Genomic DNA, 26077 nt, shown 5'->3' with positions numbered 1-26077 from the left:
AATTATTTATTTTGTATACAATGTACGATCTAATTTTCGGCGATTATACATTCAAAATGTGAACTTGGACACTCTAGTTAAATACTTGCTAATGATTGTTTGATTATGTTCACTGAAATGAATGAAAAAAATGTGTTATAGAAACAACAAAAACTAACTAAGCAGTTGTTAAACAATCATTAAATAAAAATAAACCTAACTAAATATGAATAAATTTTATCGACAAAAAACACCATAAAAAAAGGCCAACGTTTGAATCGTTGGCCTTTTTTAGCAATCAAATTTATCACACAAGTGTTGTCATCTTATCCATGACAATCTGATGATTATTGGAGACATTACATCCAGCGACTTTTTTGACGGCGCTGCGGACGAGGCAAATATACCAATACAATACCGATTAAAGCCCCGATACCTGCTATTAATCCACCTTGTTGCCACATGTAGTAACGTTGATTATCAGCTACTTGCTTTACTTCTGACTTAGCGACATCCCGCTCTTCAATCGCTTTGGCTAACTCAGCACTTAACTCAGTCACCTTTGCGTTCGCCAGCGTTAAATACTCTTCGGTACTTTCAGTATTTTGCGTAATATTATTTAATTGCTCACTAGCTTGTTTTAGTTGCGCTTCCATCTCTGGAAAACGTTCACGAAAACTAGGCTGATCGGTTACTAAACTGGTTAATACCCAACCTTCACGACCTTTATGGTCGATAATTTGAGTGAAGTCACCTTGGGTATCACCTAATAAAGTAATAGGTTGACCCGCTTCAACACTGCCGATAATACGAAACTCAGTACCCGGTCCACCGTGGATATAGGTAAACACATCATCAGAAATGAAGCGCGTTGGCCCTTGGGCTGCAAATACGCCATTTGGCGCCAGTAAAAATATAAGAATTGAAAGTACTCTTAACACGGTATTTATCCAAACTCAGAAAACTTATCGTCATGCTATTTATTAAATGCTCTGAATGCAAGAAGGAAGTCATACGACTTCCTTCTTAAATACATTCAGCATTCACATTTTTGCTAATACTGCATGGCGTCTTCGTTATATTAACTAAAGATATTTTTAATAATAAAGAAGAACACAATAGACAGTGCTGCACCTGCTGGCAGGGTAATAACCCAAGACACCACGATGTTACGCACCACACCAATATTGATTGCTGCGATACCACGAGCCATACCCACACCCAACACGGCACCCACTAAAGTTTGCGTTGTTGAAATAGGTAAGCCAGTACCAGAAGCAATCACAACCGTCGATGCTGCCGCTAATTCAGCAGCAAAACCACGACTTGGAGTTAAATGAGTAATATTTTTACCTATGGTTTGCATCACACGTTGACCAAAAATCGCCAAGCCCATAACAATACCAACAGCACCCAGTGGTAAAATCCACCATGCTAGAACGGCTTTAGCACCAATAACACCGCCACTTTCAACCACAGAAACAACCGCAGCTAAAGGACCAATCGCATTGGCAACATCGTTAGAACCATGAGCAAATGCCATACAACATGCAGTCACTACCATTAAAATAGCGAACACTTTTTCAACATTACCATACTGGGTTTTTAGGTCAGCTTTGTCGCTCATTTTTAAACGACTAATCGCTATTTTACCTAGAAAACCCACTAATGCTGCAACAGCTGTTGCTAGCACATACGCTTCAATTGTTGAAAAGTTTATCCCTACATGCGACAAGCCTTTAGTGATAGTCACAAGTGACATCACAAAACCTGCAAGGGCCATGTAGAAAGGTACATAACGCTTAGCACTCGCTAACGGATCATCGGTGTTAAAAATCAGCTTTTGTACACTTTGGAAAATAATAAAAGCAATAAAACCCGAAATGGCCGGAGTCACAACCCAAGAGCCAACGATACCGACAACTTTACCCCATTCAACAGCATCAGCACTGACGCCTACCGCGGCGAAACCGACAATAGCACCAATAATTGAGTGAGTTGTAGAAACAGGCCAGCCTAACGCTGACGCTACGACTAACCAAATACCCGCAGCAAGTAATGAGGCAATCATGCCGTATACTAATAATTCAGGAACATCAGTAAAATAACTTGCGTCGATAATACCTTTTCGAATTGTACTCGTGACTTCACCACCGGCTAAAAAAGCACCGGCGAACTCAAAGATCATTGCAATAATGATCGCTTGTTTAATAGTAATGGCATTAGAACCTACAGAGGTTCCCATTGCATTGGCTACGTCGTTTGCACCAATACCCCATGCCATCAAAAATCCAAATGCCGCCGCTATCATAATGAGCATAGGGCCGTTGGTGACTAATACATCAACCATGTTGTTTCCTTGATAACCTTTGTGATTAGTTACGAGCTAGCATTAGCTCTAGGCGGGAACCGACACGCTCAGCAATATCTGCTAAACCTCCTACCCATTCGATAATTTTATACATGAACATCACATCGATAGGATTCAATTCAGATTCTAATGCATATAACTGACGACGCACTTGAATTTGTAAATCATCTGAATCTTCTTCGATAAGATCTAATTCATTAATCATTTTGGCAACTAACTCAACTTCACGACCACGGAAACCGGTTTCGAGTAAGTCATCGAGCTCGTTAATAGCACGTTTTGCAAGCGATACTGCATCTAAACAACGCTTTAGATAAGCGCCAAAGGCAGCTTGCATTGGCTGAGGAAGGACTAATTCACGACCGATAATACGGCCAGAGATATCTTTTGCTTTGTTAGCGATTTTGTCCTGTTGAGTTAATAACTCAAGCAAGTCGGTACGCTCAACAGGCATGAACAATCCACCAGGAAGTGTTAGGCGAATTTCACGTTTAAGTGAGTCAGCATCTTTTTCCAACAAACTAATTTGTTTGCGTATCTTTACCGCTTCATCCCAGTCACCTGAGTTGGTTGCGTCAAAGAAAGGAACAAGAAGTGATGCACACTCATGTACTTTGTCGATATGCTGTTCTAAAGGCTTAAGAGGTGATTTTGCAAACACACCTAAAATAGAGTTTACTGGCATTGCCGTTTACCTATTTAATAAATTCCAGTTTGGAAAAAGCGGGCGCATGTTAACCCAAGCGTCCACATAATGAAACTGTGTTTTTTAATTTCGTACAACAGTTTCTCTGTTATCGTTGCTTAGTATATATGATGCGAGCAACGCTATCCTAAGAGATTTTTATTACAGCAATGTGACATTATGAAGATAACATGACGCATTAGTGAATATTTAATGACAAGGCAAATATAAAGTCAATGGACGCAGAAATAGAGTTAAAACTATTCATTCAATCACAACACCATGATTTTTTGAAAAAAATATTGAATGAATATCCAAATTCAACCCCACAAGGGCAGAAGAAACTCACCAACGGATATTTTGATACCGACGATTTACAACTGCGTCGTTGGGATATGGGCTTACGAGTAAGAGGGTTTGACAACCAACTCGAACAGACTATAAAAACAGCAGGCAGAGTGGTAGGAGGGATCCATTCTCGTCCTGAATATAATGTCAGCATAAATCAAAAAGTGCCGGTTCTGTCACTTTTTCCAACAGAAATATGGCCAGTAGGAAATGATCTCGACAGTGTATCAAGATCACTAAAATGCATTTTTGAAACTAATTTTGAACGCCAAACTTGGCATATCTATCTCAATGACAGTTTGATTGAAGTTGCTTTAGATGTGGGTGAGATTATTGCGCAACATAAAATTGACCCCATTTGCGAACTCGAATTCGAATTACTTGCTGGTGATACTTCAGCCTTAATCCAATTGGCACGTGAAGTGGCTAAGTCAGTTCCCTTTCGTCTTGGCAAGGCCAGTAAAGCTCAGCGTGGCTATCAACTCGCGGGTAAGTCAAAACCTTTCTCAATCGAATCGATTGATCACGTCTGTTTGCCAAAAAACAATAATGTCCCCCAAGCCTTAAGCGCTATATTAGAAACAGCCCTAGAGCGCTGGCAACTTATTGAAAATATATTAGTAACTGTCACTAATGATGTGGAGCGACAGTCAGTATTGTGGGGGGAATTACGCCGCTGCGTGCGCTTACTCAGACTCACCTTAAATCAATTTGGATTACTGGATCAGCACATTAGTCCATTATTTGATCACCTTGAACGTGCGCTAGAATTTGTGGGTCCATTGCAAAGCTGTTGTTTATTGCTGCAAGATGATGCCAATATGCTTGCCAATATCAGCAATAAAGCTGTTGTTTGCCAGCAACTCGAAAACCATATTAACGCAATGTCAATTTCAACCCAGCTAGCCTCGATATGGCAACACGCCGAGTATGGCCAATTACAATTAGCGCTAGTCGATTTGTTATTAACCACTGAAAATGGTCAACATCAATTCAGTCAAGAGCCAGAATTAGACCTATTTGCCAACAAATTGCAGCAAGCCTCATGGAAACGTATTGGCAAATTAATGCCTATAACATCAGCAATGAGTAGCGAAGACTATCAAGATGTGGCAGATGCTCTTGATGAAAGCATCTTAGTGGGATTTGCTTATGGCGAAATATACCCAGCGAAAAAACGCGAAGCATTTCGCTTGCCTTGGCAAGACTTAGCATTAGGAATTAGTACTCTGTCTGCATACAAAATATTAAGGCTGCTTAGTGAGCTGCATCAACTTGGTATTGACACCTGGCTAGACAATAAAGAAACCAGTTTATTGTTTGCAATGGAGCAGTCACGTAAAAGCGCCTTAAAAGTACCTATCTACTGGTAAGCTAAAACCTTATAACAACGGCTAACATCAATCATCGATTAAGCATTATTGATGATTGATGATTAATGAAATAAGCCAAAATTCAAGTCAGAACCCATTCAACAAAAAAGCCAAAATATTCATTTTGGCTTTAGTAGTAAACAGATTAATGACCCCCATGAAATTAACTAAATGAGGTTAACTAAATGAGGTTAACTATTCAGCCGGAGGTGTCGGCTCGCGGTATAACTTAAGCAAATAATATGCATCAATGAGTACAATAAAAAAGTTCACTAACGCCACTGGAATTGCGTCTATCGCTAAACCATAAGCCACAAATAGACCAGCACCAATCAAGTTCCACCAGCGAAGTTTTTTAATGTTGGCCATCATCAGCGAAATCGCCACAACAACCGAGGCTAAGTAACCGACCCATTCCCAGATATTGATACTGTCCATGGATTTTCCTTATGGTAATATTCTGCATATCCTCATATGACCACTAACACGCTTAAGCAACAAAATAGGTCCGATTTTAGCGCAGTGAATTATTCGGGATAGCTTAATATTTAACTCAATATCTCATCAGCGCAACTCGGGATCATCAAGGCTAATCAAATAATCATCTTTAACCTATTATAGCCTGTCGCTCGACCACAGCAGCTGTCATTCTTGAAATACAGCACAGTTGACCCGCGCTATTGTGGATCAATATTTCCCATACAGAACTGCGCTTGCCTATGTGTATTGGTTTTGTTGTTGCGGTTAACTCACCATTGCGTGATGCTTTTAAATGATTAGCGTTAATTTCTTGGCCAACACAATAGTAACGGGTAAAGTCGACCACAAAATTAGCTGCATAGCTGGCAACCGTTTCTGCTAACGCTACATTCGCGCCACCATGAACAATGCCTAATGGATTATGCACTGCTGGATTAGCGGGCATAGTCGCAACCATGTAATCATCGCCAATCTCAGTAATTTTAATGCCTAATGTTTGCATTAAGGTGCCCTTTTCATGCATCCCAGCATCTAAACGAGCACAATCTTCTAAAGTAACAGCCTTAAACCAAATACTCATTGTTAACATCCATTATTATTGTTATCAGAAAACCCAGTGTACTTATTAGCGTAAGCTTTTAAAAGATAACACTATCGATAAACCTGACCGATAAAATAGGAGCCTAAGCTCCTATTTTAATCACTCTATGAATCCATCAGCATATTAGCTGACTAATTCACTATGACTTTGATAGGTCTGTGCCCAACGTAACAATTCAACTCGGTTGCGAGATTCTGTTTTACGGAAAATAGACGAAATATGTGCTTTAACGGTATGTTCACTAATACACAAACGCTGGGCGATTTCTTTATTGCGAGCACCACTGGAAACAAGCTGAATAATGGTTCTTTCTCGATTGGTTAATCTTTGTAGAATGGCAACGGTATCGGAAGGGATTTCAGCACTGGTATCAAGTTTCTGAACTAAACGTCTAAAGATTTTACTGATCAATGGCCGGTCATACCATAATTCATCTGCCACCATTTTACGTAACCCCGTCAGCATTAAATCCATGCGCTGGTCACTGTACAATAAACCACGAACGCCGAGGAGTAATGCCGCTTCTTGATCGAGCGAGCCACGTTCAACTTGATATAATGCAACAGGGACATGCTCCACTAAACGCGACACCAACAAAGGAATACCTTTGCTGTCTAATGCGGCACCTTTTTGTGAAACAAGATAAAATTTATTGGATTTTTTTTCTAACTCAAGCTCAGCGGCATGTTTGACTATTCGAGTTTTCAACCCGATAGACTCAGCCAAAATAGCTAAATGGCAAGGTGCTGCGATTTGGTGTAAAAACACCAATTCATCGATATTTGAACTCATCACTCTTCTCCCTGAAAAGTATGTTATTGCTCAACATACCTTGAGCACATCCTGAGATTATATACTATACGTAAATGAAGCTGGTTTACTAGCCTTAAGTACTAGGCAAAGCCTATTGTTTACTTTTATTTCACTCTATTAGCGCATTGTTATAAGTGACTATTTATTGAATTTAATGTGCAAAGCTGCTCACTTAACACTGCACCAATCACGGTTAACCGCTTATTGTTAATCAAAGATTACTCTCATCAAAGACCTGTTATATGGCAAGGATTGTCAGTATTTTCTCGTATTTATGGCCATGGCGTAAGTCTAAGGTATGAATAATTAATTTGCCTGATGTTGTATCGCTTTGAACACTGATGTAACCCGGATAAGCAGATACGTTATATTGGCTTAACATCTGGAATTACCCCTAAGCACAGCGAACTAATCGACTTATTGCAATCACTGCACTTAGGTACCTAAATCAGCTAACTCACTTATATCGACTTATTATTAAGGGCCATTTTGACGGCTATTTGTTTATTATGAAGCGGTGAAAGCAGTAAGACACCACAAATACCACCAATTAAGGCTAAGAACATATCTGATTGGGTATCCCAGACATACCCTTGAGTACCTAAAAAGGCTTCAGCATTTTCACCTGAAGCTGCGGCGACCCACCACTCGATTAGCTCGTAAAATGCCGAAAAAGCCAATACAAAACAAACGGCCAAAAACTGGCACCATGCGCCTATTTGCATGACCTGCTTGCGGATAAATATTTCTCGCGCCAATATCACAGGGATAAAACCTTGGGCAAAATGGCCAACTTTATCGTAGTTATTGCGTTCGCTACCCATAACTTGGGCTAACCAGTCAAATAATGGCACTTCGGCATAGGTATAACGCGCACCCACAAATAATACACAGCAATGCACTAAAATAAGGGCATAAGCTAACGTGGTCAGCGGAAAGCTCTTACGACTAAAAAATAAAATAGGTAAGGCAATTAATGCGGGGATAGCCTCTAGCCACCAAGTGAACATATCCTTGGGATTACTGACAGACCAAAACAATACCAATAGGTAGATTGCCATCCAAATCACGCGTTTTTGCATCCTCAATTCCTCATCTGCGATATTGTTCTCAATTAAAGATATTACTTCAGCCATCTAGCCCTCCACAAGCCTTAAAAAAAGTGCTACTTTGGCATTGCGTCGGAAGTCCGCATTTATAGCATAACTATTGGCTAATTCATTAGCATAAGCATCATTTAATGATAAGAGGGTACCCATATCATGGCGAAACACTCGCTTGACAAGGATAAGATCAAAATCCTGCTGTTGGAAGGCGTCCACCAAACTGCGGTTGATGTTCTAGAACGAGCAGGTTATTCCAACATTGAATACCATAAAGCGTCGCTCGGCGAAGAGGCTTTACTTGAATCGATCAAAGATGCTCACTTTGTTGGATTACGTTCCCGCACTCAGCTTACCGCTGAAGTATTGCACCATGCAGAAAAGCTGGTTGCGATTGGCTGTTTTTGTATTGGCACCAATCAAGTCGATTTAGCCGCCGCCGAAAAATTGGGTATCCCGGTATTCAACGCCCCATTCTCTAACACTCGTAGTGTTGCAGAACTGGTCATTGGCGAAATCATCATGCTCATGCGCGGCATTCCACAGCGCAATGCTATGTCGCATCGTGGCGGTTGGTTAAAGAGTGCTAATGGTAGTGTTGAAGTCCGTGGCAAAACCTTAGGTGTGATTGGTTACGGTCATATTGGTACTCAGCTAGGTATTTTGGCTGAAACCCTTGGCATGAGAGTAATTTTCTTTGATATTGAAGACAAATTACCACTGGGTAATGCCTCACAAGTTCACTCTATGGAACAGTTATTGGCCCAAGCTGATGTTGTCAGCCTGCATGTACCTGAAACGCCGCAAACCAAAGACATGTTCGCTAAGGCTGAATTTGCCCAAATGCGTCAAGGCAGTTTCTTTATTAACGCCTCACGCGGTACCGTGGTTGATATTGACGATTTAGCCCAAGCGCTAAAATCGGAGCAGATTGCAGGTGCAGCAATTGACGTGTTCCCGGTAGAGCCAAAATCAAATGATGATGAGTTTGTGTCACCGTTACGTGGTTTAGACAATGTATTACTGACACCACACATTGGCGGCAGTACCGCTGAAGCACAAGAGAATATTGGTATTGAAGTGGCTGGTAAGTTAGTGAAATACTCAGATAACGGTTCGACGTTATCTGCAGTTAATTTCCCTGAAGTATCTTTGGCACAGCATAGCGGTACTTCACGCTTATTGCACATTCACCAAAATCGTCCTGGCGTGTTGATCAAAATCAACCAAGCCTTTTCTGAAAAAGGCATTAACATTGCCGCACAGTACTTACAAACCACTGCTGAAATCGGCTATGTGGTAATGGAAGTCGATTCAGATCAAGCTGAAGAAGCATTAGTAGAACTAAAATCAATTGAAGGCACTATTCGTGCTCGAGTATTGTTTTAAGCTTACTTAGAAAGCGATTAGCTTAGATTAATGAGCTTCTAGAAAGCTATCTTGGTAACAAGGTAGCTTTTTTATTGGTTTTTAAAACCTTGCCCCCTGTTGAGCATTGTATTATTCCGTTACACTCCAACCATACCGTCTTATTCTCAGCTTAGGGATAGTTATGACCATTTCAGTAAATCAACCCGATTGGGATTTCATCGCCACTTCTCCTGCATTAATGCTATCAAGTTTGACTCATATGGGATTAATCGAAATCACCGGCGAGCAAGGGCGCAGCTTCATTCACGGCCAAGTCACCACTGACATCACTTCACTAGGTGAAAATGAATGGAAATGGGGCGCACATTGTGACCCTAAAGGCAAAATGCTTGCTAGCTTTCGTACGTTTGCAATAGCCGACAGCTTGTTTATGTTGCTGCCAAAAAGCGCACTATTGTTAGATTTACCCCACTTACAAAAATACGCGGTATTCAGTAAAGCTGAGTTGGCTAATGTGAGCGATGATTACCACATAATCGGTATTGCTGGCGCAGAAGCACAAGCCTTTGTTACGCAATATTTTGGTGAGGCGTCGCAAGCGCTTAATCTCGTCGACCAAGGGGCGATCATTCGTGATGGCGAACGTTTTATTGCCATTGTAAAACGCGCTACCGCAGAGGCTATCATTAGCCAATCAGGCCAAACATTATTTGATGCCACTGCATGGCAAGCGTTAGAGATAAAAGCTGGTTACCCCAACATAGATGCCGCCCACTCAGGCCAGTACGTAGCGCAAATGTGTAATCTACAAGCCATCAATGGCATCAGCTTTACCAAAGGCTGTTACATGGGCCAAGAAACCATTGCCAGAATGAAATACCGTGGTGGTAATAAGCGTGCGTTGTATATTCTATCTGGCACCAGTAGCCTAAACATCACTACTGACACCCAATTAGAAATCGCCCTTGAAGACGGTTTTCGCCGGGGAGGCAATATCATTGAATGTGTCCAATATGGCGACAAAGTACTTCTGACGGCTGTACTGCCCAATGATACTGAAAACAATGCTCAACTGCGTATTGCTAACGATGAAAGCTCACAGTTATCCATTATTGAATTACCATATTCATTAGTCGATGCTTAACTAATTCAATGTTTTATTGTCACTAAGCGAGCCATTGGCTCGCTTTTTTTATGTTTAGACATAAACAGATTTTATCGCGTATATTGGTCATCATATGACACAGTCAATGCATTACGTTTATCAAAGCTAATTCGTTATGGAGCAATTATGACAAGCATCGTTACCTTAGAAAATATTAGTAAAGGGTTTCGCGATGGCGAGTCATTTCATCCCGTATTGCAGCAAGTGAGCCTGACACTGCAACAAGGTCAAACAATTGCACTAACAGGCCCTAGTGGTAGCGGCAAAAGCACTTTACTGAATATCATTGGTGGCTTTGAAACTATCGACAATGGCGACATGTTAATTCGTCAAGGCGATAACATGCACTCAGTAACACAATGGCAAGATAAGCAATGGAGCCAGTATCGACGTCGATCGCTTGGAGTGATATTTCAGCATTTTAACTTACTGACACCATTAAATGTCCGTGACAATATTCAATTCTCACTGGCGCTCAACCAATTAACTTGGAGCCCTTGGTGTGATGAGTTATGCCATCAACTCGGCTTAACCCCATTACTGGAGCGTAATATTGAAAATCTCTCTGGTGGGCAACAACAACGGGTCGCCATTGCGAGAGCATTAGCTCACAAACCACAATTGATTTTAGCTGATGAGCCGACAGGTAACCTCGATCAACACGCTGGAATGCAGGTAATGCAACTACTCACTGAATTAGCTCAACAAGCAAACTGCTGCATTTTGATGGTTACCCACAGCGAGGAGTGTGCAGCGTTTATGCAACACCGTTGGCACGTTGAAAATCAGCAAATAGTAGTTAACCCTACAAATAAAAAGCTGCAGGGATAGACAATGATGACCGACTCCTCATCAATTAGTCGCTTAAGATTATGTTTGCGCTTATTTGTTAGTCATTATCGTCATGCGCCACTGCAAGCAAGTGCCATTTTACTGGGCATTATGCTGGCAGTGACTTTGCTTATTGGGGTTTATGCCACCAATGAAAACGCTAAACAAAGCTACGGCAATGTCTCCGAGCTACTCAGCCAACAAGCACGCTTATCCATTAGCCACCGCACAGAAAGCAGCATTGATGAGTCGGTATACTTTGCATTGGCTAATAGCGGATTCAACACCATCGCGAGTATTGAAGGTATAGCAACAGATGAACAAGGCCGGCTTTGGCGCGTCAACAGTAGCGATATTATTGCGGCAATCAGCAGCCGCAAACAGCAAAATACAGACTCTCACTCCTCTGCCGCGATAACGTCAACCAATATTCCCCTTGCCGAATTGCTCAGCGGCCAAGCCAAGGTATTAATGTCGCTAAGCCAGCGTGATCGCCTTGACAATCTCAGCCGCAAAACTGACCGCTTAGTACTGAATAAGGTCCCTGTTGAGATCATCGCCATTGATGATAACTGGGGACTTGGAACCGCTATTCTTGCCGATATATCTTTAGCCCAACCGTTACTGAATATGCAAGGAAAGCTCAGTTATATTGCGGTATTTGACTCAAAGCCAGCAGATCCTAATGCAACAGCGCCTGAGTCAGATGAGCAACTCATTGCTCGGTTAACCGACACCCTAACTCAAGCAGGTATTGACACCAGTAAGCTAAATTTCACCACTCGAACCAGTGAAGGTGAATCGCTTACCGCCCTCACGGCGAGTTTTCACCTTAATCTTGATGCCATGAGCATGCTAGCATTTGTGGTCGGATTATTTATTGCTTACAACGGCGTGCGCTACAGTTTAATGAAGCGTCAAAAACTGCTGGTGCAAATCATGCAGCAAGGTATAGATAGGCGTACTGTGATGTTTGCCTTAAGCCTTGAAATAATATGTTTAGTGTTTGTCGGCTGTATATTAGGCTTTATTGGTGGCTTACAGTTGTCGCAGTGGTTGCAACCTATGGTTGCGATAACGCTTGAACAGCTTTATGGCGCAAAGTTATTACCCGGAATTTGGCAATGGCAATGGTTTGTACAAGCATTGATACTAACCTTGTCAGCGGCATTTGCAGCCTGTATCCCAATGCTAATTAGCCTTATCAAAACACCACTAGCCCAAGGGGCCCAAAAACAGCCACAAAACCAACAATTCAATATTATTCATTGGCGCCAATTTGTCATCGCAGTGTTGCTGTTACTCATTTGTACTGTCGGATTTGCCTTTACCGAGCAGTATCGCCATAGCTTGGTATTATTGGGTATTATCTCAGTAGCTATTCCATTGCTATTACCACAATGCCTGCATTGGGCGGTTAACTTACTCAGCCCATTTATGCCTAAAGGACTTTGGCAATATGTGATTGCAGAAACCAAAGAGATAATTGCCCCGCTTGCCTTGGCCATGATGGCTATGTTGTTAGCACTATGCGCCAACATTGCCATGAACACTTTAGTCGGTAGCTTTGAAATCACCCTAAAAAAATGGCTCGATGCCCGCTTACATGCCGACTTATACATAAGACCAAACCCAAATCAGATAGATGCTTTAATCTTATTATTAAATAACGATCCCAAAGTTGAAGCCATTTATGATCAATGGACTATCGATAGCAATCTTAATCGGATTGAAACACCACAAACACAAGTGCCTATCGATCTAGTCAGTCGCGATCATCTGTCGTTGACAGAAACAACCGTGTTTAAAATCACTGCGGATGACTTTTGGCCTGAGTTCACCAAAGGCCATTATGTGATGATCAGTGAACCCTTATCGATAAAATATCAACTCGATATCGGCGATAAAATTCAGTTATCACAACTTAATCAGCACACATTAACCGTTGGTGGAATTTATTACGATTATGGTAATCCTCAAGGCGAAGCGATTATTACCCAGTCTTTATGGCAACAATCTCAATTACCAGCTAAACCGATTAGCCTAGCAGTATCGTACCAAGGCGATATTACTCCACTACAAGATAGCATTAGCCAGAAAATCAATCTGTCTTCCGCTTATATGTACAGCCAGCAGCGGATAAAAACCGAAGCAATTACCATATTCAATAAAACATTCTCTATTACTGTGGTACTGAATAGTTTGACCTTACTGGTGGCGGCTATCGGCTTATTCAGTGCCTGCATGATGCTAACACAAGCAAGGCAAGCCCCCTTAGCACGCTTGTATGCCCTAGGTGTTAGCCGCAATCAATTACGTATAATGGTATTAGTGCAAATGTTATTCATTGTGCTATTGACCTGCTTGGTTGCATTACCCACTGGCGCATTACTGGGTTATTTGTTAATTCACAAGGTGACCTTGCAAGCATTTGGCTGGAGTATTGCTATGGTATGGGATTGGGCGGCTTATTTTCAAGTGGTGGTCATTGCGATAGTGAGTTGTTTATTCGCCGTATGTTTACCCTTGTATTGGCAGACTCGAAGACCACTCATATCGAGCCTACAACAGGAAGCATTATGATCTCTTTCATATCAACTATAGTGCCCAAAGCAGCCTTTAAAATGCCACACAGTATGGCTATATTAACGTTTTTTGTAATCGGCCTAGCGTTAACGGCTTGTTCACCAGCACAAGACACCGCAGTAAAAGAGTCAACCATTAGCAGCATGTCATCAACATCTGCTGAAGGGTATAGCGACGTTGTTAAAGGTAAAGTATTACAATTTCCACAAGACCATTTAGCTCACAATGACTTTAAAATTGAGTGGTGGTATTTAACCGCTAACCTCACCACTACAACCGGTGAAGACATTGGCGTACAGTGGACTCAATTTCGCATCGGCCTGAGACCACAGACAAGTACGATTACACTTAAAGAAAATGACTGGATCACTAATCAGCTTTACATGGCCCATGCCGCAGTGACCACCAAAAGTGAACACTTAATCGCCGAAAAATGGTCTCGCGGCCATCCTCAACTTGCAGGTGTGGAGCCACAACCATTTGAGGTTCATTTGCAAAACTGGCAATGGTTAAGTCAATCAGAACAACTATTGCCAGCTACATTAACCGTCGCAGGTGAGCAATTTAAGTATCAATTACAACTCAGTAGTCAACAACCGCTGCAATTACAAGGTGAGCAAGGTTATAGCAGTAAAAGCGCCGATAAAAGTGTGGCATCTTACTACTATAGTCAGCCTTTTATTGACGTCACTGGAGAGATAACCCGCCATGGAGTGACTGAGCAAGTAACTGGTAAAGCCTGGTTTGATCGAGAGTGGAGTTCGCAATTTCTAACTAAGGCTCAGCAAGGTTGGGACTGGTTTTCACTGCGTTTAGATGATGACTCAACGCTAATGATGTTTAGGCTTCGCGGGCAAGATGATACGGATCACTTCTACAGTGGCAGAAGAATGTTTGCCGATGGCAGTGGGCGTAATATCAACAGCCAAGATAATCCCGGTGACATCTCAATGGAGCCAACGCAGTGGCAACAAACTGCATTAGGCAAACACCCTATTGCTTGGCATCTTCGGATTGACAGTGAGGGTATTGATGTCACCACTGACGCATTAAATCCTAACAGTGACATGCTGGTATCAACCTCATATTGGGAAGGCCCCATCACCGTTAGCGGTAGTCACAAGGGTAAAGGCTATATGGAGTTGACCGGCTATCGCTAATACTGTGAGCATTTATAGCAAAAAATAATGTCACTATTATCTGCATAAGTTGTGTATCAGTTATCTTCCTATTTGATTAGCTGCATGGGTCATAAAACCGTAACTGACAATATTGACTAACAATATAGAGCTAGTTAAAACAGTAATATTCACATCTGATAGAGTAATACTCTAAGGCCTGATTAAAAAATAAACCCAGCTTAAGCTGGGATTATTGGTTGAGATCTTTGCTGAACAACTTGCTCGTTGTTTACGGCTGTTGCTTTTGATGTCTTCGATGATTCAATCTCATCATGCTCTACTGGCATCGCTGCTTGCCATAATGCGCTAACCCATAAACTTGAAGTAGATTTCATTGTTATTCCTCCGTTTTTGCTAAGGAGTTCAAAGTAATCCTTTAAGGTTCATAGGTAAAATGAATAATTACCATGAAGTGGATTCCATTTAAGCATGAACATCCCAATCAAGAGCTTACAGATTTTTCTCACCATAGTTGAAACCGAAAACTTTACCCGTGCGGCACAAAAGTGCTTTATGACCCAACCGACACTGACCAAAACCATTCAACGTTTAGAGGAAAATATTGGTGAGCAGTTGCTTATAAGAAATAATCAAACAGTAGAATTAACCCAAGCAGGACAATTGTTTGAACAAAGTGCGCGGGAGATTTTAGGTCACTGGCATCGACTTCAAGAAGGTATTAGCAACCTTAGCGGCTTAAAGTCTGGACGATTACGACTTGGAGTCTGCCCGATGATGAGCAGTTTAATCACGCCTTTGTTGACCGAGTATCGACAAAAATACCCCGGAATCGAATTACAAATGAACGAGTATGGCGGATTTGGTTGTGAGCAAGCACTGCTGAACAACAGTCTAGATATTGCCTTCACGGCGCTGCCTACAACGCATAAGATAGAGTTAGCGAACCAAGCGCTAACTAAATACCCTTTACTTGCCTGCTTACCAGAAGGGCACCCTCTGGCTAGCAAAGCGGAAATACGCTGGCAAGACTTTGAATCTTACCCCTTCATTCTTTACAACGAAGATTTTTCATTAGCCAAGTTAATTAATCGTTTAAGCCGTAAAGTTGGTGTACAACTTAATATTGCTTTTAGAACGGGTCAGTGGGATTTTTTAGCGGCAATGGTTGAAGCTAACTTGGGCGTCGCAATTTTACCCGAACCCATTTGCCAACGGCTAACCAGTAGCAAACTGATATTTAAACCAATGCAACCTGCCATGACCTGGGATTTAGCATTGATATGGCGAGAGAACCTGCCATTAACTCCGCCGGCTCAAGCACTCTTAACCCTCAGTAGAGATGGCCATCAATAATGTGGTAAATGCTGTCAGGGTTTTTATATGCTGTTAACAGCATAAAACAAGCATAAAAAAACCGCTGCCTAGGCAACGGTTTTTATGGGCAAATCGAAACTAGAATTACTTCTTAGCTTCAGCAGCCTTACGCTCTTTAACTTGAGCAACAACTTTCTCAGAAACACTGTTTGGACATGGGCTGTAATGAGCAAATTCCATAGAGAATTGACCACGGCCTGAAGTCATTGTACGTAGTGAACCGATGTAACCGAACATTTCTGATAACGGTACTTCAGCTTTAATACGAACACCTGTAACACCAGCGTTTTGATCTTTGATCATACCGCGACGACGGTTAAGGTCACCAATTACGTCACCAACGTTGTCATCTGGGCTGAATACGTCAACGTTCATGATAGGCTCAAGAAGTTGTGCACCGGCTTTAGGCATAGATTGACGGAATGCGCCTTTAGCAGCGATTTCGAACGCGATAGCTGACGAGTCAACTGCGTGGAAAGCACCGTCTTGAAGCACAAGTTCAACGTCTAACACAGGGAAACCTGCGATAGTACCTGTGTTCATCATGCTCTTGAAACCTTTCTCAACAGCAGGCCAGAATTCTTTAGGTACGTTACCACCAACCACTTTAGAAGTGAAAGTGAAACCAGTGTTTTGCTCGCCAGGGCGAATAGTGTAATCAATTTTACCAAACTGACCAGAACCACCAGACTGTTTCTTGTGCGTGTAGCTATCTTCGATTTCTTTAGTGATAGTTTCACGGTAAGCAACTTGAGGCTCGCCTACAATTAGGTCAACGCCGTAAGTACGCTTAAGAATATCAACCTTAATGTCTAAGTGAAGTTCACCCATACCTTTAAGGATGGTTTCACCAGAATCAATGTCAGTCTCTACACGGAAAGATGGATCTTCTGCAATCATTTTACCGATAGCGATACCCATTTTCTCGCTGCCGCCTTTATCTTTTGGTGTTACAGAGATAGAGATAACTGGCTCAGGGAATACCATGGCTTCTAGTGTACAAGGGTGCTTAGGATCACATAAAGTGTGACCAGTTTGCACGTTCTTCATACCAACGATAGCGATAATATCACCCGCTTGGGCTGATTCAATTTCGATACGTTCGTTAGCATACATTTCAACCATGCGGCCAACACGCTCAGATTTACCAGTGAATGAGTTAAGGATGGTGTCACCCTTTTTCAAACGGCCAGAATAAACACGTACGAATGTTAATGCACCAAAACGGTCATCCATAATCTTGAACGCTAATGCTTTAAACGGAGCATCAACATCAACGATTGCGAATTCGCCATTTTCGTTACCTTCTTCGTCAGTTAGCGGTTGTGGATCAACTTCAACTGGATCTGGTAAGAAATCAACAACGGCATCAAGTAATAACTGCATACCTTTGTTTTTGAATGCGCTACCACAATATGTTGGGAACACAGCCATTGTACGAGTACCCGCACGGATACAACGCTTAACGTCTTCTATAGATGGTTGAACACCTTCCATATAAGCTTCTAGTAGGTCATCGTCTTGCTCAAGAGCAGTTTCGATTAGCATTTCACGGTATTCTTCAACTAAGTCAACCATGTCAGCTGGCACATCAGTAATTTCGAAGTTTTCTGGTAAACCAGAATCATCCCAAATATGCGCTTTACGAGTTAGTAGGTCAACAACACCACAGAATTCGTCTTCGATACCAATTGGTAAAACCATTACCAATGGGTTAGCTGCTAAAACGTCTTTAGTTTGCTTAACAACACGTAAGAAGTCAGCACCCATACGGTCTAACTTGTTTACGAAGATGATACGCGCAACTTCAGAATCGTTAGCATAACGCCAGTTTGTTTCTGACTGAGGCTCTACACCGCCTGAACCACAGAATACACCGATACCGCCGTCAAGTACTTTAAGCGAACGATATACTTCAACAGTGAAGTCAACGTGGCCTGGAGTATCAATAACGTTGAAACGGTGATCATTCCAGAAACAGCTTACTGCTGCTGACTGAATGGTAATACCGCGCTCAGCTTCCTGTTCCATGAAGTCAGTGGTTGATTCACCATCATGTACTTCACCGATCTTGTGGATCTTACCGGTTAGCTTAAGGATACGCTCGGTGGTCGTGGTTTTACCCGCGTCAACGTGAGCGAAGATACCAATGTTTCTGTATTTGGATAATTCGGTCATGATTCAACTTTAATGATTAGTTTAAGAAGTAGACGGAGCATGCGAAAAAAAACCGACACACCGCACATCAGGTTATTAAGGCGCATATTGTAAATTGGAACCTTGCTGGGCGCAAATAGCTGTTGCAATATTTATTTACTTTTAGCAAAAAAAACCGCATTAAAAGCCATTAATACCATATAAAACAAAAGACTAAAAAATAATAGTTTATTTTTTAGTCTTTAGACTTATTTCACCTTAAAATGTTAAATTTTAGCTTAAATGGGTAAATTAGCCTTTTTAGCCCCCAATAATGTCGCTATTGAACATTGTGCCATATCGAGCAAGCATTTATTAATCTACATAATGAATTGTGTTAGAGGCGTAAACATCAATCAAGATGAGGTTTTTATCTACGCACTACAATATTGATTACGTCCTGACTGTTTAGCTTTGAATAACGCAGCATCGGCACGTTCAAAGCACGCTTCTATGGGTTCACCCTCACCCAGCAGAGCAATCCCGTAGCTGCAAGTCACTTTGATATCGTTATAAAAATGAAAATGAGTGAGTTCATCGGTAATTCTTTGGCATAGCTCTTGGGCATTGATCAACTGCACATGCTGGCAAACGATGACAAACTCTTCACCGCCCCATCTGGCGACAACATCACGCTCTCTCACTGAAGTTTGCAGTACTTGGGCAACTTGGACCAGTATTTTGTCACCAATAGCGTGTCCATGTTTGTCATTTATTGCTTTGAAAAAGTCGATATCTATAATAATTAAGCCAATATTATTATGGTGATTTTGCTCAGTAGGAGCTTGTCTAGTATCGAGAAATGTTTGGTTGAAGTATTGACGATTATACAATTTTGTTAGTGGATCGTGTTGAGCCAAAAAGTCTAAGTCACTATTTTTTTGCTCAAGTTGTAATTGTAATTGCTGTAACTGTTTATTGTTTGCCTCTAAATGAACATTGTACTTACCGATTGATATTGTGCGGTACAGGAGAAATAAAATAAATGTCCCTAATGCCGTTAGCACAGGGATCACTAGGCTATAATCAATGTCTTCGATCACGGTAATATTGTGCCATTTCTTATAAATTGCAATATGATCGGCTTGGGTGATTTTTGCCAATCCGGCATTAATCTGTGGCAATAAATCTTGCTTTGCGTGAATAACCCCCATGCGTAATTCATCTTCAGGCCCTCCCCAACCCGCTATTTTAAGCGAGGTTAAACCCTGTTGTTGAATATATGCATTAACAGAAAACATTGATCCAACAAATACATCAGCCTCACCATTCGCGACTTTTTCCAACCCTTGGCGCTCACTATTAGTCAATATAGTATTGATATTGGGGTAATACTGTTGGATGTACTCGACTAAGCGATAATCTTTGGGGATGGCCAATAAGCGGTCGCCGATATTTTCAAAACCTTGTAGAAAGGGTTGCGACTTCAACGACACCAGTACATTTGGCGATTTAAAAAAGACCTCACTAAAGTAGAGATATTGGTCGCGCTTTGGCGTTTGATTTAAAATAGGGGTTAACTCACATCGACCTTGTTTGAGTAATTCTAAACTCTGCCTCCAAGAGGTTGTCGGGACTAACATAAAAGTTAAACCGGTATACTTTGTCAATAAGGCTAAATAGTCAGAGGAAACACCAGTATGACGACCATCGACGATAGCTTCGTAAGGTAACCAATCGGGATCAACACAATAGCGGATGATATTACGGCTTTGTGAGTCGATTAAAGGCTGCACTTCGAGCACAGAAGCGCTGGCATGCTTAGTGTTGAACAGATTAATCAATATCAACAGCATGACCAATAACACGCTATATATTTCAGGCAAACTCAACCTTCTCAATAGTATGCTCCACCCATTATGACTCAAGAAAATGGTCGAAAAAGAAGTGTATACGCTATTGAGTGTATGACAACATACCCAAATATGACAAAAAAATACCCGCCAAATGGCGGGTATTTCATTTACTGAACAATTATAGGTATTAAGCTTCGACTGGTGATATCACAAATAGTAAGTCGCCTTGTGAAACTTGCTGGCCATTGCTATTAAGAATACGTTCAATGCGATACTGTTGGTCTTCAGGATATAACACACCCGTTTGACGATTAAAGCCCGCTAACGTCAGTTGCGAGAACATCTTCATTGCTTCCATCAATGCCAATGTTTGTTCAACTGTAACAATGTCACCTTCTTTTACAAAGTCAGCTTCACCCGGTGCTGGAGAGGTATAGAAAATACCAGCCCCCTGAGCCATAACCTTCAGCTCGTTACTTTCACCAACACGTAATGATTCAGTATCAACCTCAATCGCTTCTGCTGCCGCTTCCATTTCTGCAATCAGTGCAGGTATATCTAACTCAGCCATTAAACGTGGCAAGTAGTTAGTGTCATATACCCCTTCGTTGAAGGTTGGATCTTTAAGGATAAGCTTTAACAATGGAATGTTAGTCGCAATACCTTTAATCACTACGCTATCGAGGTACGCATACATTTTAGATACAACGTCGGCACGGTCAGTACCACGTATAATGATCTGGGCGATCAAACTATCATAGTATGGCGATACTTCTTTGCCAGCAGCGGCAATCGAAATAATTTCAACATCATCACGCTGAGGCAATACACATTCAGTGATTTTACCTGGATTGGGAATAAGCTGCAGAATACCATGGCTATCAAGCGCTGCTTTTTCCGCCGTTACGCGCACTTCCATGGCGTAACCTTGGTCAACAGGCTCAAGCTTCTCAATTGATCGGCCAGCAGCAATATCAAACTGCGCGCTAACAATATCGATACCTGATGTCGCTTCTGTCACCGGATGCTCAACTTGCAAACGTGTATTCATTTCCATGAAGTACACTTCGTTAGCATCTAGGTTATAGATAAACTCAACAGTCCCTGCACCCATATAATCGGTTACTTCGCCTAACGCACGTGTATATTCCATCACACGTTGCTTCAGCTCTTCAGGCAACATAGTTGAACCTGATTCTTCGATTACTTTTTGGTTATTGCGCTGTACTGAACAGTCACGAATACCCAATACTTTGGTATTACCAAACTTGTCACGCAGTAACTGCACTTCAATATGACGTAATGAGGTAACGTATTTTTCTAAATACAAATCACCATTGCCAAATGCTGCAGCAGCTTCGGTGGCGGTTTTTTGGAACAAACCAATCATGTCTTCAGGACGTTTCACAACCTGAATACCTTTACCACCACCACCTTGTACCGCTTTTAGCAGCACAGGATAACCAATCTCAGATGCTACGTTTACGGCTTGCTCTGCGTTAGTCAAAATACCATGACTACCAGGCACAACTGGCACATTTTGCGATTGAGAAGTATGGATAGCATTAGACTTGTTACCCATTGTGGTCATTGAATGCACACTAGGACCAACAAAGTTAACCCCATTGTTAACACACAATGCTGCAAACTGCGGACTTTCTGATAAGAAACCGATACCAGGATGTAACGCGTCAACATTTTCATATTCAGCGACTTTCAAGACTGAGTAAGCATTAAGGTAACTTTCATCTGAAGTATTACCACCAATACATACAAGCTTATCTGTATCTTTCAGCATATCTGCTGGAACAGATGTCATGTCAGGATCTGAAGCCACCAACACCACATTAATATTGTTGTCGTGAGCTTTACGGATCAATTTAACAGCCGTACAACCACGAGCATGTACCAACACTTTATGAATAGGCTTCATCAGTGCACGAGGATCATTTTGGACAATGACGTCCTCTAACTCAATCACTTCAGGCACTAGCGTCGACAATGCTTTACTGATCACGTCTTCGATCTTCATTGTCGGTAATGGCATCAGTGGATCAATACCCGACAACTGAGTGTCTAAGGTGTCACTAAATGGATTATGAACTAACCCAGTCATGGCACCTGGCACTTTAGACAAATAGTTAGACAGTGTTGCTGTTGATGGTAAGTACGCAGGTACCACCATTTGGCCAGCAAACGGCATGTTGGTGCCAGACAAATAGTAAGTCTGTACTAACGGATGAGTCACGAAACTGGCTTGAGCACCACCCGTACAATCACCAAAACCAAACATTAATACCGGTAATTCGTTATCACGAATAAAGCGTGTAATACGGTCATTCACAACCGCCATTGAAAACAATGCCGCCGCGCCTTCTTTGGTTTGCATGCCACCAGAACTGATGAAACAAATAACCGGAAGTTTGCGCTTAGCACATTCGATGAGTAGCGAACTGAATTTTTCAGCACTGGCCATATCAAATGCACCGGCTTGGAATGCGGTATTTGAAACCGCAACACCAACACGTAACTTACTGCCATTATTATTAAAATCAGCTAGACCGGTAATTAAACCGCAAGGACGGATCTTTTTATCAATAGCGTCTTCAATCGATAAACGGAAACCTGGGAAGTTAAGCATGTTAGCTGACATTTTGTCGGCATCAATTTCATCAAACTTATTAAAGAATTGTTTGATGATATTTTCCCATGCCATCTTGCCTTGTTTTTTCTCTTCACGAAGCACTTTTAGGATCAGTAAGTCTTGGTAACCCATGGTTAAGCGGTTCCAGAAATCCTTACGACGGCCAATACGCACAGGGTTAATGGTGCCGGTATATTTGTCATGATCGTCTTCACTGTCGAAATATTCAGGCAATAAACGTTCGAAGAAGTACGTCAAAATAACAAATAAAGAATCGTTTAACTGTGGGAAACCGACACTCTTCCATTGCTCTACACGCGTTAACAATTCTGCACGATTCGATTGATCCATGAAGTATTTTAACCACTTATAGAACTTACTCTTGTCGTTAGCTTTGTCACTTGTCGATAATGCGTTATCAATAGATTTATGCAGTAACTTATCCACCGACTCGCGAGATAAGCTTTTTGACATCATGGCTTCTTTCGAAATTGATGCCAAGCTACCTACAACATTGTCATATAACGCATTAAAAATAAGCACGTTATGACACTGCCAAATAAAGTCTGCACGTAATTCATCATTAACCACAATATCTAACACAGTAAGTTGGCTAAGCTCAGGCCACGGCGCTTGTGTTGTAGACTTAGGCAATGACTCTAAATGTTTAATTAAGCCATTGAAGTTGTTAGCAGCATTACTTTTCCAACGATGGTATAACGACCAACCAATGTTAAATAACAACGCTTTACGCGCTTTTTTATAGTTCTCTTTTGGTTCACCCAAAATAAAACGAGTAATGACGTTACGCTCGGCAGAAATATCTTTACGTTTAGCGCTAAAGGTACCCCAAAGCTTATTCAGTTCTTCATCATAAACTAACTTATCTGGGTTGGTTAACCACGCTTGGAACACGCGTTCCTGCTCTTGCTTAATGCGCGCTAACAAGTCACCTTCTGGCACGCTCACTTTTGATAAGCGACCGTACTGCTCTTGTGAGATTGAATGAATACGGCTACGCAAGGTCAAATAACGTAAATAACGATATGCACTACCAAAAATATTGTGGTACATGGTCGGGTTATTGGCGACAGACAAGCGAGTATTATTTTCAAGCGTCAGTAAATTAGCCGACGGCGCTAAAAAACGCTGCAAACTACGATCGTAATGATCTTTTAAATCGGTAGATTCACGCACAAAATTCATTGCTGCACGTTCAACAGCTTCAATAGCACTGATAATCGCACGACGGAAATTATGCTGACGCTCATCTTTATCTGATGGAGTGAAATCGATAATGCCGTCAATACAGCCTGCGGTATATAACTCTTCTGGAGAAACGCCAACAGACTTAGCACATTCCTGCCATGACAAGTTGTACTTACGCGCAATGCTTTGCAAACCTTGTGGCTGGATAGTGTTAAAAATACCGTCTCGTACAGACAATAAAATATTAGCTGCCGCTAATGGAATAGCACCACCTGAGTAACCTGCACCAATCACAATACCGACTGTCGGCACATCAACATTGGCACTTTCAGCAATCGCTTTAGAAATGGTATGCGCTTGGTTTTGACTATTGGCAATTTCGCCAGCATCAGCACCAGGAGTATCAATAAGATATACAATAGGCATAGACAATTCAGCGAAATGGCGAATCGCTTTACAGGCTGCAAGATGATGCTCTGGCATCCATGCGCCATTGGCGGTAGTTCGTTCCTGCGCGATAAAACCAATACGGCGAGTACGGGTGCCAAAGTTAAGTTCCACTTCAGCACGATAAAACGGTCCGATGTGACTTTCGGCAATAATCTTGCCTTTCAAGTCAGCGATCATACGCTTCGCACCTGGGCGGGTTTTATCCAAGGTTGGTTGGATAACTTTATTGACGTAACCGTCAACGTCTAGAGATGCCAAACTTTTCAAGTTTGATTGAATCGCATCTTCTGTTAATAGCCCTTTCACTTCTTCAGATAAACTCTGCTTGTTATGAGCAGGAAATAATGAAAAGTCTTTAGCCAAGTGTTCAGCTTGTAAAAAAAGTGGGTCAGCCGATAGTGCTTGAGTCTTGTTAGCGGGCTGCTTTTTGCTGGTCATCCTTAGATCCTCTGCTTATATAGCCTCTGAAAATTTTTTTTAGCTTGTAAATATAACTTTGTTAATGGGTAAATTACCATATAAACTAGCTTGGACGCTTTGTTCCATAAATGAGACAGTGAGGTTTGAATGCCCGATTTGAACGGTATGATGCTGTTTGCAGCCGTTGTTAGAGCAAAAGGATTCTCTCAGGCAGCACGAGAGATCGGACAACCTAAATCAACCATTAGTCGTAAAGTTGCGCAATTAGAAGAACAACTCGGAGTGCGGTTACTGCAACGAGACACCCGAAATTTAAGCCTGACTCAAGTTGGAGCATTATTTTTTCAGCACTGTGATTCTATTAGTCATGAAATTGAAGCGGCTAAAGCAACAATAGAAAACACCCATAATGATATTTCGGGCGCATTACGCATCGCCATTCCGGTGTCATTTTCACAAGATGTCATTGGTCATTTATGCTCAAGTTTTATGCGACTCTATCCTAATATAGAACTGGATATTCAATTCACCGACAACGATGTTGGCCTAGTCGGTGAAGGTTACGATATCGCCATAAAATATGGGCCGCTGCAGTCATCGGATCTTGTGGCCAGGTTATTATTTGAACGCCAGCCTATTTTGGTCGCAAGTCCGGGTTACATTAAAAAATTTAGTAGCCCTGCCACGCCACAAGAATTAACTCAGCACAATGGTATTTTACTCGGCACCACCTTGTCGGCACCCATTTGGGCTTTAGGAAAAGGCAGCCGTAAGATAATGGCGACCTTCAAACGTAAAGTGCGAGTGAACAGCGCCAGCATGGTAAAACGTTTAGCGTTAGATGATTATGGTATTGCTATGCTGTCGAACACGAGTTGTAAACAAGAGCTTGCAACCGGAAGCTTAGTGCCAATTTTACAAGAATGGCCAATGGAACCCTTTAAAGTCTATGGGGTCTATTCAAGTCGCCGTCAGCTAGCCAGTAACATTAGTGCTTTTTTAGACTTCTTCACCAAACGATATACCAGCCAAGAATCATTACATTCAATGATGAGTTAAAGTTATATATTTAAAAACATGTCGCCAGCAACTCTTGATTATTATTGATATGATTTAGCCTCAACAGCAGGGCGATTAACT

Annotated in this window: 20 protein-coding genes; 8 read left to right on the top strand and 12 right to left on the bottom strand. The window is 41.7% G+C overall.

Annotated elements, in window-relative coordinates:
- Positions 1 to 338: 338 nt before the first annotated feature.
- The 3 genes from ACED29_RS03020 to ACED29_RS03010 form a co-directional block, all read right to left on the bottom strand.
- Positions 339 to 920 carry a TIGR04211 family SH3 domain-containing protein gene (locus ACED29_RS03020; protein ID WP_124017335.1) on the bottom strand — a complete coding sequence of 194 codons (582 nt, stop codon included), beginning with the start codon at positions 918 to 920 and terminating at the stop codon, positions 339 to 341.
- Between the two features lie 140 nt (positions 921 to 1060).
- Positions 1061 to 2329 (bottom strand): inorganic phosphate transporter, encoded by a 1269-nt coding sequence (locus tag ACED29_RS03015; protein ID WP_124017334.1) that lies wholly within the window; start codon positions 2327 to 2329, stop codon positions 1061 to 1063.
- Positions 2330 to 2354: 25 nt separating this feature from the next.
- Positions 2355 to 3035 (bottom strand): TIGR00153 family protein, encoded by a 681-nt coding sequence (locus ACED29_RS03010; RefSeq protein WP_124017333.1) that lies wholly within the window; start codon positions 3033 to 3035, stop codon positions 2355 to 2357.
- A 236-nt stretch (positions 3036 to 3271) separates the two neighbouring features.
- On the opposite strand from ACED29_RS03010, the gene ACED29_RS03005 reads away from it, so the two are divergent.
- The gene (locus ACED29_RS03005) at positions 3272 to 4756 is read left to right on the top strand and encodes an inorganic triphosphatase (RefSeq protein ID WP_371697000.1); all 1485 of its coding nucleotides are present in this window, start codon (positions 3272 to 3274) and stop codon (positions 4754 to 4756) included.
- A 195-nt stretch (positions 4757 to 4951) separates the two neighbouring features.
- Here ACED29_RS03005 and ACED29_RS03000 read toward each other — a convergent pair whose 3' ends face one another.
- The 5 genes from ACED29_RS03000 to ACED29_RS02980 form a co-directional block, all read right to left on the bottom strand.
- Positions 4952 to 5194, bottom strand: a complete 243-nt coding sequence (locus ACED29_RS03000; RefSeq protein WP_124017331.1) for a YgjV family protein — start codon at positions 5192 to 5194, stop codon at positions 4952 to 4954.
- A gap of 169 nt (positions 5195 to 5363) precedes the next feature.
- Positions 5364 to 5816 carry a PaaI family thioesterase gene (locus ACED29_RS02995; protein WP_371696999.1) on the bottom strand — a complete coding sequence of 151 codons (453 nt, stop codon included), beginning with the start codon at positions 5814 to 5816 and terminating at the stop codon, positions 5364 to 5366.
- Positions 5817 to 5960: 144 nt separating this feature from the next.
- Positions 5961 to 6629: a response regulator transcription factor gene (locus tag ACED29_RS02990; protein ID WP_124017329.1), complete on the bottom strand. Its 669-nt coding sequence runs from the start codon at positions 6627 to 6629 to the stop codon at positions 5961 to 5963.
- A 259-nt stretch (positions 6630 to 6888) separates the two neighbouring features.
- Positions 6889 to 7032, bottom strand: coding sequence for a hypothetical protein (locus ACED29_RS02985; RefSeq protein ID WP_165870141.1), 144 nt, complete (start codon positions 7030 to 7032; stop codon positions 6889 to 6891).
- Positions 7033 to 7111: 79 nt separating this feature from the next.
- Entirely contained in the window at positions 7112 to 7732 is a 621-nt protein-coding gene (locus ACED29_RS02980; RefSeq protein ID WP_371697037.1) for a DUF2238 domain-containing protein, read from the bottom strand.
- A 180-nt stretch (positions 7733 to 7912) separates the two neighbouring features.
- Here ACED29_RS02980 and serA point away from each other — a divergent pair, with 180 nt between their 5' ends.
- From serA to ACED29_RS02955, 5 genes are all read left to right on the top strand, one after another.
- Positions 7913 to 9142, top strand: a complete 1230-nt coding sequence (gene serA / locus ACED29_RS02975; protein ID WP_124017328.1) for a phosphoglycerate dehydrogenase — start codon at positions 7913 to 7915, stop codon at positions 9140 to 9142.
- A 163-nt stretch (positions 9143 to 9305) separates the two neighbouring features.
- On the top strand, positions 9306 to 10268 hold the full coding sequence (gene ygfZ / locus ACED29_RS02970; protein ID WP_371696998.1) for a tRNA-modifying protein YgfZ: 963 nt from the start codon (positions 9306 to 9308) through the stop codon (positions 10266 to 10268).
- A gap of 147 nt (positions 10269 to 10415) precedes the next feature.
- Positions 10416 to 11120 carry an ABC transporter ATP-binding protein gene (locus ACED29_RS02965; protein WP_273058336.1) on the top strand — a complete coding sequence of 235 codons (705 nt, stop codon included), beginning with the start codon at positions 10416 to 10418 and terminating at the stop codon, positions 11118 to 11120.
- 3 nt (positions 11121 to 11123) lie between these two features.
- Complete coding sequence (locus tag ACED29_RS02960; protein WP_371696997.1) at positions 11124 to 13703, top strand: ABC transporter permease; 2580 nt, start codon at positions 11124 to 11126, stop codon at positions 13701 to 13703.
- Positions 13700 to 14866, top strand: coding sequence for a lipocalin-like domain-containing protein (locus ACED29_RS02955; protein WP_371696996.1), 1167 nt, complete (start codon positions 13700 to 13702; stop codon positions 14864 to 14866). The genes ACED29_RS02960 and ACED29_RS02955 overlap by 4 nt, the downstream gene beginning before the upstream one ends.
- A 200-nt stretch (positions 14867 to 15066) precedes the next feature.
- Here the strand turns inward: ACED29_RS02955 and ACED29_RS02950 are convergent, their stop codons facing one another.
- Positions 15067 to 15222 carry a hypothetical protein gene (locus tag ACED29_RS02950; RefSeq protein WP_165870140.1) on the bottom strand — a complete coding sequence of 52 codons (156 nt, stop codon included), beginning with the start codon at positions 15220 to 15222 and terminating at the stop codon, positions 15067 to 15069.
- A 94-nt stretch (positions 15223 to 15316) separates the two neighbouring features.
- Between ACED29_RS02950 and ACED29_RS02945 the strand changes: the two genes are divergently transcribed.
- A complete protein-coding gene (locus ACED29_RS02945; protein WP_124017324.1) occupies positions 15317 to 16201 on the top strand; it encodes a LysR family transcriptional regulator in 885 nt (294 codons plus the stop codon).
- A gap of 105 nt (positions 16202 to 16306) precedes the next feature.
- Here ACED29_RS02945 and fusA read toward each other — a convergent pair whose 3' ends face one another.
- The 3 genes from fusA to ACED29_RS02930 all read right to left on the bottom strand — a co-directional run bounded on the left by fusA (position 16307) and on the right by ACED29_RS02930 (position 24955).
- Positions 16307 to 18400: an elongation factor G gene (fusA, locus tag ACED29_RS02940; protein WP_124017323.1), complete on the bottom strand. Its 2094-nt coding sequence runs from the start codon at positions 18398 to 18400 to the stop codon at positions 16307 to 16309.
- A 392-nt stretch (positions 18401 to 18792) separates the two neighbouring features.
- On the bottom strand, positions 18793 to 20244 hold the full coding sequence (locus tag ACED29_RS02935) for a diguanylate cyclase domain-containing protein (RefSeq protein ID WP_371696995.1): 1452 nt from the start codon (positions 20242 to 20244) through the stop codon (positions 18793 to 18795).
- Between the two features lie 157 nt (positions 20245 to 20401).
- The gene (locus ACED29_RS02930) at positions 20402 to 24955 is read right to left on the bottom strand and encodes a biotin carboxylase N-terminal domain-containing protein (protein ID WP_124017321.1); all 4554 of its coding nucleotides are present in this window, start codon (positions 24953 to 24955) and stop codon (positions 20402 to 20404) included.
- A 129-nt stretch (positions 24956 to 25084) separates the two neighbouring features.
- Here ACED29_RS02930 and ACED29_RS02925 point away from each other — a divergent pair, with 129 nt between their 5' ends.
- Positions 25085 to 25996 (top strand): LysR family transcriptional regulator, encoded by a 912-nt coding sequence (locus tag ACED29_RS02925; protein ID WP_124017320.1) that lies wholly within the window; start codon positions 25085 to 25087, stop codon positions 25994 to 25996.
- Positions 25997 to 26077 lie beyond the last annotated feature (81 nt).

It is taken from the genome of Shewanella sp. 5S214 (assembly GCF_041439795.1).
GTDB lineage: Bacteria > Pseudomonadota > Gammaproteobacteria > Enterobacterales > Shewanellaceae > Shewanella > Shewanella vesiculosa.
The sequence above is the reverse complement of the archived record's forward strand: the minus strand, read 5'-3'. Positions and strand labels throughout refer to the sequence as shown.